12 protein-coding genes are annotated in these 11,792 nt (G+C 43.8%); 8 read left to right on the top strand and 4 right to left on the bottom strand.

Annotation, left to right across the window (positions count from 1 at the left end):
- The first annotated feature begins 68 nt into the window (after positions 1 to 68).
- From QUB04_RS06865 to QUB04_RS06845, 5 genes are all read left to right on the top strand, one after another.
- Entirely contained in the window at positions 69 to 674 is a 606-nt protein-coding gene (locus QUB04_RS06865) for a molybdenum cofactor guanylyltransferase (RefSeq protein ID WP_333282577.1), read from the top strand.
- A gap of 147 nt (positions 675 to 821) precedes the next feature.
- Positions 822 to 1,997: an aminotransferase class V-fold PLP-dependent enzyme gene (locus QUB04_RS06860; protein ID WP_333282574.1), complete on the top strand. Its 1,176-nt coding sequence runs from the start codon at positions 822 to 824 to the stop codon at positions 1,995 to 1,997.
- 585 nt (positions 1,998 to 2,582) lie between these two features.
- The gene (locus QUB04_RS06855; RefSeq protein WP_333282570.1) at positions 2,583 to 2,930 is read left to right on the top strand and encodes a DUF6717 family protein; all 348 of its coding nucleotides are present in this window, start codon (positions 2,583 to 2,585) and stop codon (positions 2,928 to 2,930) included.
- A gap of 14 nt (positions 2,931 to 2,944) precedes the next feature.
- Complete coding sequence (locus tag QUB04_RS06850) at positions 2,945 to 4,294, top strand: LCP family protein (RefSeq protein ID WP_333282567.1); 1,350 nt, start codon at positions 2,945 to 2,947, stop codon at positions 4,292 to 4,294.
- Positions 4,295 to 4,421: 127 nt separating this feature from the next.
- Positions 4,422 to 4,931 (top strand): pentapeptide repeat-containing protein, encoded by a 510-nt coding sequence (locus tag QUB04_RS06845; protein WP_333282563.1) that lies wholly within the window; start codon positions 4,422 to 4,424, stop codon positions 4,929 to 4,931.
- A gap of 36 nt (positions 4,932 to 4,967) precedes the next feature.
- Here QUB04_RS06845 and QUB04_RS06840 read toward each other — a convergent pair whose 3' ends face one another.
- The gene (locus tag QUB04_RS06840) at positions 4,968 to 5,147 is read right to left on the bottom strand and encodes a hypothetical protein (protein WP_333282560.1); all 180 of its coding nucleotides are present in this window, start codon (positions 5,145 to 5,147) and stop codon (positions 4,968 to 4,970) included.
- Entirely contained in the window at positions 5,110 to 6,363 is a 1,254-nt protein-coding gene (locus tag QUB04_RS06835; protein ID WP_333282557.1) for an S-layer homology domain-containing protein, read from the bottom strand. Before QUB04_RS06835 ends, QUB04_RS06840 begins: the two co-directional genes overlap by 38 nt.
- A 364-nt stretch (positions 6,364 to 6,727) precedes the next feature.
- Between QUB04_RS06835 and QUB04_RS06830 the strand changes: the two genes are divergently transcribed.
- Positions 6,728 to 8,329 (top strand): hypothetical protein, encoded by a 1,602-nt coding sequence (locus tag QUB04_RS06830; RefSeq protein ID WP_333282554.1) that lies wholly within the window; start codon positions 6,728 to 6,730, stop codon positions 8,327 to 8,329.
- 164 nt (positions 8,330 to 8,493) lie between these two features.
- Here the strand turns inward: QUB04_RS06830 and QUB04_RS06825 are convergent, their stop codons facing one another.
- Together QUB04_RS06825 and QUB04_RS06820 are read right to left on the bottom strand one after the other, a co-directional pair.
- The gene (locus QUB04_RS06825; RefSeq protein ID WP_333282551.1) at positions 8,494 to 9,186 is read right to left on the bottom strand and encodes a GDSL-type esterase/lipase family protein; all 693 of its coding nucleotides are present in this window, start codon (positions 9,184 to 9,186) and stop codon (positions 8,494 to 8,496) included.
- A gap of 46 nt (positions 9,187 to 9,232) precedes the next feature.
- Positions 9,233 to 10,459, bottom strand: coding sequence for an RNA-guided endonuclease TnpB family protein (locus QUB04_RS06820; protein WP_333282549.1), 1,227 nt, complete (start codon positions 10,457 to 10,459; stop codon positions 9,233 to 9,235).
- A gap of 198 nt (positions 10,460 to 10,657) precedes the next feature.
- On the opposite strand from QUB04_RS06820, the gene QUB04_RS06815 reads away from it, so the two are divergent.
- Positions 10,658 to 10,894 (top strand): DNA-directed RNA polymerase subunit omega, encoded by a 237-nt coding sequence (locus QUB04_RS06815; protein ID WP_333080095.1) that lies wholly within the window; start codon positions 10,658 to 10,660, stop codon positions 10,892 to 10,894.
- 252 nt (positions 10,895 to 11,146) lie between these two features.
- The gene (locus QUB04_RS06810; protein WP_333282545.1) at positions 11,147 to 11,791 is read left to right on the top strand and encodes a hypothetical protein; all 645 of its coding nucleotides are present in this window, start codon (positions 11,147 to 11,149) and stop codon (positions 11,789 to 11,791) included.
- The last annotated feature ends 1 nt before the right edge of the window (position 11,792 follow it).

Genomic DNA, 11,792 nt, shown 5'->3' with positions numbered 1-11,792 from the left:
GACTAATGACTAATGACTAATGACTAATGACTAATGACTAATGACTAATGACTAATGACTAATGACTAATGACTAATCATAAAATTGCTGTAATTGTGCTTGCAGGCGGTCAAAGTTCGCGGATGGGTAGGGATAAAGCTCTACTGGAAATAGAGGGGAAATCCCTATTGCAGCGGGCGTTGGAAGTTGCCGCAGTTGTAACCCCTGAAGTTTATGTTCTGACTGCTTGGCCCGATCGCTATCGATCGACCTTAAGCGAAACATCCCAATTTCTGGTAGAGTACAATCCGGGCTCCGGGCCCTTGGTGGCATTGACTCAGGGATTGAAAGAAATAGCCGCCGAGTGGATTTTACTGTTAGCTTGCGATTTGCCTTTGTTGGATGCCCAGATTATCCAGAAGTGGGCGAGTCAGTTAACAGAATTTCCCCCATCAACTTTAGCAGTTGTGCCTTATCAAAATTCGCGCTGGGAGCCTTTGTGCGGCTTCTATCGCCAACAATCTCTGCCCAGCTTGCAAAGTTTTATTGACAAAGGGGGACGTTCCTTTCAAGTGTGGTTAAATCAAATCCCTGCAATCCCTCTACCTGTGAGGGAACGAGAAGCAGTAATGTTATCCAATTGCAATACATTAGAAGAGTTTGAGCAATTAAAAGGTAAAATGGTTAACGGTTGACAGTTGACAGTTGACAGTTGACAGTTGACAGTTGACAGTTGACAGTTAACTGACTAATGACTACTGACTAATGACTAATGACTAATGACTACTGACTACTGACTACTGACTACTGACTACTGACTAATTACTAATTACTAATTACTAATGATTAACCAATATTGGTTGCTCGATCGCGATATAACTTTCCTCAATCACGGCTCTTTTGGGGCTTGTCCGATTCCCGTACTGGAAGCGCAAACCATTTTTCGAGAACAACTGGAAAGAGAACCATTGCGCTTTTTACTGCGGGAATTTGAACCATTGTTGGATAATGCGAGAAATCAATTAGCAGCATTTCTCGGTGCGGCTGAGGAGGACTTGGCTTTTGTGCCGAATGCCACGACGGGAGTAAATGCTGTTTTGCGATCGCTCTGTTTTTCTCCCGGCGACGAATTGCTAACTACAAATCAGGAATACAACGCTTGCCGCAACACACTTAATTTTGTAGCCGAGCGTACAGGCGCTAAAGTAATAGTAGCAGAAGTCCCCTTTCCCATTGAGTCACCAGAACAAATTATTGAAGCAATAATTAAGTGCGTTTCACCGCAAACAAAGTTAGCTTTATTAGACCACGTTGTGAGCCAAACAGGTTTAATCTTTCCCATCAAACAGTTAGTGGGCGAGTTAGCTAACAGTGGCGTGGATGTATTGGTAGACGGAGCTCATGCGCCGGGAATGGTAGCGCTGAATTTAGATGAAATTGGCGCGGCTTACTATACGGGAAATTGCCACAAGTGGCTGTGCGCGCCGAAAGGTGCGGGCTTTTTATACGTGCGACGCGACAAGCAAGATACCATTCGGCCAACTACAATCAGTCACGGTGCTAACTCGCCGCGCGCTGATAAATCACGCTTTCAATTAGAATTTGACTGGATGGGAACAGTCGATCCTAGCCCCTATTTGTGCGTGCCTGTGGCTATTGATTTTATGGGTTCTTTGTTGAGTGGCGGCTGGCCGGAATTGAGGGCAAAGAATCATGCTTTAGCATTGGCAGGGAGAAAAATATTGGCTGACAAATTAGATTTGCCGCTGCCTTGTCCTGATGAAATGGTGGGTTCGATGGCAGTTGTCCCTCTGGCAGACGGCCAGTCTGATGTGGTTGCAAAGGGAGGAATTCCACCTTTGCAAGAGGCGCTGTGGGAGATTTTTAAAATTGAAGTTCCGGTGATTCCTTGGCCGGATGCTAGTAAGCAGTTGGTGAGGATTTCGGCTCAGTTATATAATACTTTGCCACAGTATCAATATTTAGCTAAGGCGCTGGTTGAGCTGACGAGAATTTGAGCTGGATTTTCCCGAAAACAAACATAACACCCAACTACAAACCTTTAAATGTTTGTAGTTAGGGTGTCCGTCCTCATAGTTTGGGTGAATAAAAACTATTCGTCATTACTACAAAGGTAATAATGGTTATAAAACTAGGCACAATTAAAAGAAAAAATCCTGCAATGAATCACCCTTAAGCGTCTTTGATTTGGCTACCATTTACCGAAACTAAAAAAAATAAAAAAACAGCTCTAAAGCCCGAAATGCCTAGACTTCACCAATCCGCCCAACCCAAACAAAGTTTGTAAATAACCCGCAAAATTTCCTAAGTTAAAACAGGGTTGTCAAATCGGATAGTGAACAATTTCCGCGCAACAGAATATAATGCAATACGCTTGGATTAAAACTGTTTATTCCTCGGAGATTCCTTGCAGCATCCCCCTGGTTGTTGGGGAGTAGGGGTTGACTTTGAGCAAGTTCTTGTTCCCCCCTTTTTAAGGGGGGTTAGGGGGGATCGGCCTTAACTAAACGGTATTAGAATATAATGTATCAACAGTTGCATTTTTGCAGACAAAACAAAGGAAATAAAAAGAGGCGAATACCATGTCCAATGCCATGATGGTAATTTACCCCTATCGCGAACAGTACACCTGGGTTTTTGACGACGAGCGAGTCGGACTTGTCCGAGAACCTTTTGTTCAGGGCGTCCCCGAAATGATTAACACGCTTGTCGCAGACATTCCCAATGCCGCTCAAGGTTTCCGACTTTTATTTTCAGCCAATCCATTTCCCGGATATCAAGCAGAAATGCTGTGGTTGAAAGCAGAATACGGCGGTAACTGGTATCGGTGGGAATCGAAAAATCTCGAAGGCTGGCTGTGTCCGGCTATGTTGAAATACTTTCCCGAAGCACCGCCCAAGTTTTACTGCAAAGCTGAAAAACTGCAATAACCAACAGCAAGTCAATGAAAAACTTGTCAATTTTTAAAAGAGACTTTGTTACACCCGTCGATCAAACATCTCGAAAAAAGCCTAAATTCTTCCTCTATATAGTGGGGCTATTTTTCTTAGTTTTCACAGCCGCCATCTCGGCAACATTGGGGGCAATTACTGCCCTGTTAGCTCCCGTGGAACCGCCAATTATCAATAGAGTATTAGAGGCGACTGGCTTTGACTATCTATCCTCCAACCGCTCAGGATACCGCCTATCGCGGCCAGTTAATATCTTGATGTTGGGAATTGACCGCGTGCCGGAAGCTGCAGCCAATGGCCCTAAGATATTTAACGGTCGCAGCGATACAATACTCTTATTTCACCTCGATCCTAGAGATAAATCTATTAGTTTGCTTTCAGTTCCACGAGATACTAAAGTCGAAGTTCCCGGAATTGCCTTCAGCAAAATTAGCGAAGCCAATGCTAGAGGAGGAGCAGCTTTGGCGACGCGATTGGTTAGCAGTATGCTGAACAATACGAAAATTGAACGATACGTGCGAGTCAGCAGCAGTGCGTTTCGGGAATTAGTCGATTTGTTAGGCGGAGTTGAGGTATTTGTACCTCGCGCGATGTCCTATACAGATACCGCCCAAAAGTTAAAAATAAACTTAGGCCAGGGATGGCAAACTCTCAACGGAGAACAAGCAGAACAATTTGCTCGATTTCGCAACGACGGTTTAGGAGATATCGGCCGCATTCAACGGCAGCAATCTTTAATTCAAGCTATTCGCGATCGCCTCGCAAGTCCATCAGTATTGGTGCGCTTGCCACAAATTGTTCGATTGATGCAAAAATATGTGGATACAAACCTAAATTATGAGGAAATATTGACGCTAGCCAATTTCGGTTTGCAATTGGAGCGAGATAACTTTAAAATGGTAATGTTGCCGGGACGTTCGAGTTCAGAAAAAGGGGATTTGAGGAGTTATTGGATTGTAGATGCGATCGGGCGCGATCGCATTATGACACAATACTTGAACCAGAGCGTGCCGGATTTTGAACAAGGACGAATTCGCAATCCCAGCGACTCCCTGTTGCCCAAAAACCTCAAAATAGCTGTCCAAAATGCTTCTAGCAAACCGACAACCGCAAAAACCGTTGCTGAATTTCTCAGAAAAAAGGGCTTTTTTAATGTATCTGTAGTGCAGGATTCGCCCCAGAAGCAGCGTCAAAGTCAAATTATTGTTCAGCAAGGAGATTTAGAGGCAGCGAATTTACTGCGAAAAGAGTTAGGCGGCGGTAAAATTGAAGCATCTTCTACCGGTGAAATCAATTCTGACTTGACGCTTCGCGTCGGTGAAGATTGGGTAAAGCGATTTTAATTAGTCATGAGTCATTAGTCATTAGTCATTAGTCATTAGTCATTAGTCATTAGTCATTAGTCATTAGTCAACAGTTAACAGTCAACAGTCAACAGTCAACTATGCCCAATTCCCCATTCCCATCATCATGAAAAGTGTTTTCCGAATCTTCCTGAGCCTGGTTTTAAGTTTAGTGTTGGCTGTTGGGTGGGTGCTGCTGAGTGCTACTCCGGCATTTGCCCTGCCGAAAACAAGTATTAATTACACAAATATTAATTTGTCCGATCGCGATTTTTCCAACTCGGATTTAGCGGGAGGAACATTTGTCGCTGCTGAAATGCGGGGAACAAATTTTCAAGGTGCTGATTTAACTAATGCGATTTTGACTAAGGGAGTTTTGCTGAATGCCAACTTGTCAGGTGCCAACCTCTCCGGTGCTTTGGCAGATAGAGTTACATTCGACGGCGCTAATTTGATGAATGCTAATTTTACCGAGGCAATTATGACTCGAACTCGGTTTTTTGAGGCTGCAATTTCCGGCGCTGATTTTACTGACGCGATTATCGACGCTTATCAAGTGAGTATCCTGTGCGAGAAAGCAGATGGTGTCAATCCCGTGACGGGAGTTTCTACCCGCGAAAGTTTGGGATGTCCGTAGAAATTCACATTTACAGGAATTACGCAAAAATTGGTTTTACGCGCTACTTATAGCGGTTAAATTTATAGCGGTAAGGCGCGCAGGGCGCACCCTACATATAGATGTTCTGAGTAACTTCTGTTCTTCCTTCTTCCTTCTTCCTTCTTCCTTCTTCCTTCTTCCTTCTGCTGTATTGGCTCTATCGAGCGCTACAAATGTCTGTGCTGGCAGTACCAACTACCACATCGGAATTCAACAGCAAATCTAAATCGGTGTCGGGATTAACAGCATACAAATCGACTTTATCTCGGCCCAAAAATACTCCGATCAAAGTCCCGATTCCCGCACCGCCGAGCACCTCTTCAGTCGCGATCGCCCGATCGCCCGTAACACCTGCAATCGCCGCCGCTGCTGCTGCACCCAACGCCGTATTCTTAACCAGATTGCCAACATTAACGCCCTTGGTAACAGTTTCTTTCCTAGTAATCAGTTGCGAAGTGGCATTGAGAGGCACTCTGCTGCCGTTGAGTATACTTAATTCTTGAGCCACAAACTGAACGCCCGAAGCAGTCGATCGCAATTCGCCACTAATTTTCGAGCCTTCGGGTATCAGCACTTGACCATTATTACCCGTGATATCCGAAGCTACAGTCAGCGTAATTGGAGACTTGTCATTAGGGCCGAGCAAAATCTTGCCTTTTGCATACTCGATGGGGATAGTCACCCCCCTGGGAATTTGCACAGCAACAGATTCGCTAACATCAATCTTAGCAATGTAAGGAGAATTAATTGCTCTTGCTTGATTGGTACTCACTAATGTTTGATAGATAAAAGCAGCTACTTCAGCTCGTGTTGCTGACTTGTTCGGCTTGAGAGATTTAGGATTGGGATAGCTGACAACTAACTGTTTTTCAGTAGCAGCAGCAACGCTTTTGACAGCATAACTTTGAATCTCACCCGCATCATTATAGTAGCTGAGAACATCTTGAAAATCGCACGTAGGCTCATAGCCCATTCCGTTATTTAAAGCGACTACAACTTGAACGCGAGGAATCTGCTGTGTCGGCCTGAAAACATTGCCGGGATAGCCAGACATCCATCCCATTTCGTAAGCTTCGGCGATCGCCCCGCTTGCCCAAAAATTAGATGGAACATCGGCAAACCTTACAGCAGCGCGGGTTTTTGCCTTTTTCACCGAACGCACCATTGCCGCGAATTCAGCCCGCGTTACCGGTGCATCCGGGCGAAAACTGCCATCGGGAAATCCTTTGATAATGCCTCTTTCGGACAAATCTTGGATAAAGTCTTTTGCCCAGTAGTTATTATTAACATCCGAAAAAGCTGTCTGAGCAAAAGCAGGCGCGGGAGCTAGCATCGGCGCTGCGGTTCCGGCAACTGTTCCCAGTGTTAATAAAACAGATGTACCGGATTTAATGCGATGTAATACAGACATTTTTCATTCTCCAATTTACACAAGCTTTTTATTGAGGAGAACTAAGCTTTTGATAGGCTGATTGATTCCTGCCCAACTTGCTTTTTCCCTCAGTTATGTAATCATTATTGAATAATTTTACTTATGGTGCGGGGAAGATACGGTCTTTTAAAATAAATATTTTTATGGTGATTGGGTAATTTTAAAATGCTTAAATTCCTTAAAATCCTTATGTTGCTTATCTCCCTTATCTACCTTGTGTCTGCAATTAACAGGATTTAGAGACAAAGCGGTTTGAGAAGAACTGCGAGTTCCCTTGACATTAGCTCGCCCACATGAGAATATTAGCTCTAGAGACACATCGCATCCACTAGAAAACAAAAATATGAGTGCAGACGAACATATCTTGCAATTACCTCATATAAGTTTAAAGAGCAGAACACTACTGCCGGAAGAATCTGGAATATACTACGTTGTAGATGAAAACTCCATAATTTGGTACATCGGAAAAGCAAAGAATCTTCGTACCCGGTGGACAGGTGATAGTCACCACAGACTATATCAACTACAAAAGCAACGAAAACAACAGTTTACTATCTACTACGAATTATTGCCGGAATCGCTACTTGATATTATCGAACAGCAGCGGATTGAGCAGTACAGCCCGCAGTTGAATGGAACTAAAGTCAAGGCTAAGAAATTAGCTCCCACAGAGAGATTATTACGGGAAACGTTATTTAGCCTAGCCCCTTACAGTTTTGTATTAGGTGTAGAATCCGCCCGAAAAGAAGACCTTAAATTTATCGAAACTTCTATCTATTGGCAAGATAATTGGAGAGTAAAAAAGGCTGTTTTGCCTCTGACTGTAATACATATTTGCATAAATCTCAGTGAATTAGGCTACAACTGGAACTCAGAAATGCGTTTCCTGAGAAGGATTTTTAGAAAGCGCAGTAATTATTATACTAATTGGGAATTTGCTTATACTTATAAAGGTAAACCCATTTATGAATTAGCCGTGAGAAGATTGTTGGTTAATGGGTTAATTATAGAAGTATATGGAATCGAGCGAGAAGCATTACAATACATTCAAGGGTACGATTTGACTCAAGTGGCAAATGTAGAGGTTAGGGCTGTTGATGAAGCTTCTTTAGCCATCCTAAAAAATAAGTGTTTGCTTGGGATTGGAGGGATATCTTTGGCTAAAGATAACCAAGATGACCTATATGAGAGACTTTCCCGCAAGGCTATAGAACGAATATATCCTTATAAACAAGATTTGGTTAAATTACTTTTTAATGAAGAGATAGATTTTAGTAAAAAGCAAGTATTACCAACCAACACAACAACTGTCCGGGATAGTAATACAGGTATGCTTGTAAGGTTAGCTAATCTTGCTAATAAGAAGCAATATCTCGTGGCATTGTTAACGGAACGTGGTATTGACTTAAATCGTTATGAGGTAAATAAGTATTTAGAGTGCATACCAAAAGATGATAATTACATAGACAGTAGTAGAGATAAAAGAATGATGATATTTGTTAAGCCATTCTTTTGCGATTTAAAAGAACCAATAGGAAAGACAGATGTCAAGTCTGGAGTTTTTCCTATAAGCAACAGCATATACGGTGCAAAAGGGAGGACAACTCAAGGTGCTCAGCATAAAATTTACAAAGAAGTTTATTTGCAAACCACAGTAGATAGAGTCTTTTGGTTGCTGCTAGAAGCCTACTTGTCTGACTTTGCTAAAGTAAAGCTCAACGAAGAAGAAGGATATATAGAAAAAGTGTATGTATCGCCGAGAAGATTTATCACACCCGCTACAGTAACTGTCACTTTAAATGGAAAATGGAAAGCAGATATTCCGTTTGGTTCTAAAGATAACATGTCATACGATGAGAGTGTAGACACGATCGCCAGTCTCTTACAGGCAAGCGGAATACCTAAGCTTAAGTTCTCATTCACAGTAGAGTCTATACGCACATAACTGTTTGTAAAAGAAAGAGTTGTGGTAAACTGCGTCAGGTTTGACATTCTCAATCACCACGAAAAGTAGGATTATGACGAACAGTTTGTTCCCTGGTTCGTCAGTTGTGAGATTGTTAGTTTGTAACGAAAATAATGCGCTGATGACGCACCCTACTTCATTGTCTAATGACTAATACTTGCGATCGGCTCCCAACTTGTGACATCTTCAAATAAAGATTGATAGCCCGCTGCATTGGGATGAAGCCCATCTGCAATCAAGCGCGATCGCCACCAATCACTGCCCCGATTTACCCATTTATCAAAAATATCTAAATAGGGAATTCCCCGCAACTCACAAGCTAATTTCGTTGCTTCTTTATACCGATATTGGTCAGCATGACTGTAATACAAACAATCTTGAAAAGGCATTTTACTTTCATCCACCGGCACCATCCCGACAAATATCACCGGACAAAGTTGTTGGGACAGGTTTAACAAATGATCCAAAACAGTTTTAAAATGTTCAAACTCAGTGTAGCTGCGCCCGGTAGGCGACTGCACTCTCGCCGCATCGTTGAGGCCGACGGAAAGAATAATCGCATCCGGGACGCGGTTTCTGAGCTCGCCACGGTGGCGAAACTCGTTTTCGAGCCGCTGGGAGACTTGATAAGCCCGATCGCCCCGAACGCCCAAATTGTATAAAACGTGTCCTGCACTCTCCGGTAACATCCACTGGCGCCGCAATCTTTCTACCCAACCCCCGCCTACACCGTCGCCGAAACCGTAGATTAAGCTGTCGCCGAAAGCAACCAATTTGAGGGGATGAGAATTTCCCCGATGCAAGTGACCAAAGGAATAGGCTGTTGCTACCTGCATAAGCAATGATACTCAGTTAATAAATTATGAATCTTGACATAGTGAATTACCCGACGTTCATCTGAGTACAGATAGAACGCGGGCTTCCCAATTCAACCGCAACAGCCTCTACAGTAGTAGACTTGCGTCCATACCGTTTTGGTCTTACATTGCGTCCAAGGGCAGTAGCGCTGATTCCCAACGCCAAAATCCGTAAGCCTTCATTTCTGATATTGATCGCCGCATTCACATCTCGGTCATGTCGCTGATTGCAACGAGGGCAATCAAACGAGCGGACACAGAGATCCATCTTTGGGATTTGTAGCAGCGTATTTGAGCAAAGGTGAGAAGAGGGAAAAAACCTGCCTATTTCTAGATAAGTCTTGCCGTCAAACTCTGCTTTGTATTTGAGCATGGTGCAAAACATTCCCCAACCTGCATCACTAATTGCTTTGGCAAGATTATGATTTTTGACCATGTTTTTCACTGCTAGATTTTCCACCACGATAACTTGGTTTTCGTTAACTATCTTACGGGACAGCTTGTGGAGGAAATCCGAGCGCACTCTCGAAATTTTAGAATGCACTTTTGCCACAGCAATACGAGCTTTACGCCGCTTGTTCGTGGTCTTATCCTTTTTGCGAGATAGCTTTCGCTGTTTGCGTTTTAAGTTAAGCTCATGCTTTTTAAGATGCCGTGGGTTTTGGTATTTTGAGCCATCCGAAGTGACGGCAAAATCAATCAGCCCCAAGTCAAGCCCAATCGTCTTGCCTTCACTACTGGGTTCTGGCGAGTCAAGACCATCCTCGACCAATAGCGAAGCATAATAGCGACCATCAGGCATCCTCGACACCGTAACAGTCCTCAACTTTCCTTCTATGTCTCGATGAACCTTAGCTTTTACCGTTCCTAAGTAACCTGGGAATTTAATTTCGCCTTGGCTCAATAGTTTGACATTTGCGGGATATTGAAGGGATTGCCGACCATGGCGATTTTTGAAAGATGGATAACCAGTACGTCCGTCAAAAAAGTTAATGAACGCTTGAGATAGATTGAGCACAGATTGCTGAAGACATTGTGAATAGCAAGTTTTTAGCCATTCGTGTTCAGCTTTCCAGAACGGGATCTGCTTTTTCATATCAAGAGCAGACAAACCTTTACCCGTCTCTTTGTAAGCTATTGACATAGACGCAAGTGACTGATTCCAGACCCAACGCGCACACCCAAAAGCTTGAGCCAAATGAGCTTGCTGTGCATTTGTGGGGTAAAGTCTGACCTTGACTGCTTTTAACATTCCATTATGTTAACAGGGTTTACAGAACATGATAAATAATAGGGTGGTGGCAGAGATTATTTGCAAAGTCGGCGGGGCATCGAACCCCTTGACTAGGACAGCGAACATCCCGTCGCTCAAGGTCGTACCATGTTTGGCGCGGGGCTTCCCGCGACTAAGCTAAACTAGAATGTAACATTACATAAAGTAGGTAGTCTCATGGCTAATAAGCGTCCACCCTTCGATTCTACTCAGCTAACCCGTCGCGCGGAAGAGTTGATTAACGGTGCATCCAACCGCTATCGGATTACGGTGCAGGTGGCGAACCGCGCCAAACGCCGTCGCTATGAAGATTTTGACAATATGGACGACCATCAAATGAAACCTGTAATGCGGGCGATATTTGAGATGTCGGACGAACTGACTCAGCCGGAAATTATCGGAGACAAGTACTAGACTTTGGGAGTTTTGGGTTTTGAGTGGTGAATTGCCAGCAATTTTTGTCAACTCAAAACTCACAACTTTTTCAAACTAGACTTGGGCGCGCGGGACGAGAAACCCGGTTTATTCCTAGCTACCTCGTTAAGAAACCTCTGATTTTTCTAAGAAACCGGGTTGATGAGCGTAAATCCTAAAATTATAAACTAGGAAATCTCCTGGCGGCTAAGTTTAGGAAATTATTCTATTTTTGAAATTCTTGTCAAAACCGTGAATAGATTAAAGCAGGGCTTAAGTTTTCTGTTTGTTACTTTGAGTGTAGCGATTTTCACGCTTTTGAGTTGGGTATTGGAATCCGGGGAACTGAGTATGTCGGCTTTGGAACCTTCGCTGCTGCGGAGTTCTGAGTCGGCGTCTGTACAGCGGGTTTCTCAACAATCTGCGCCGCCGCAAGTGAGGGTGCAAGATGCGTGGAAATTGGTGTACGAAAAATTGCCGGATTTCCCGATCGAAAATAACTACATTTCCAAGGAAACTGGAAAAGTCGATCCTACCAATACTTTAGTGGGGCGGTTGATTCGATATCACGTATTTGTCAAAGGACGGCCCCCCAATTACCGCTTTGATTGGAAGTTGAGTTTAGCTGACTATTTGGGCGCGACTCCCGATTATTTGGTGGAAAGCGTTTATCCGGGAAAGGACGTTTTGCGCTCAAATCCAATGGAACAGGATCGCGCTGCTATTCAAAGTTTAAATAGAGCACAGCGGGATGCTTTGGTTCAAGCTTTGGTTGATGTCTTTACCGAGACTTCCGGGCGTGGGCGCACACCGGCGGGGGAAAAACCACAAGGGCGATCGAATTCCCCGGAGATACCGCAGCCGCAGCCGGGAGATGCGAAGTTGCTGGCACCTTAAT

Origin of the sequence: Microcoleus sp. D2_18a_B4 (assembly GCF_036702475.1) — a bacterium.
In the GTDB taxonomy this organism is placed as follows: Bacteria; Cyanobacteriota; Cyanobacteriia; order Cyanobacteriales; family Microcoleaceae; genus Microcoleus.
The sequence above is the reverse complement of the archived record's forward strand: the minus strand, read 5'-3'. Positions and strand labels throughout refer to the sequence as shown.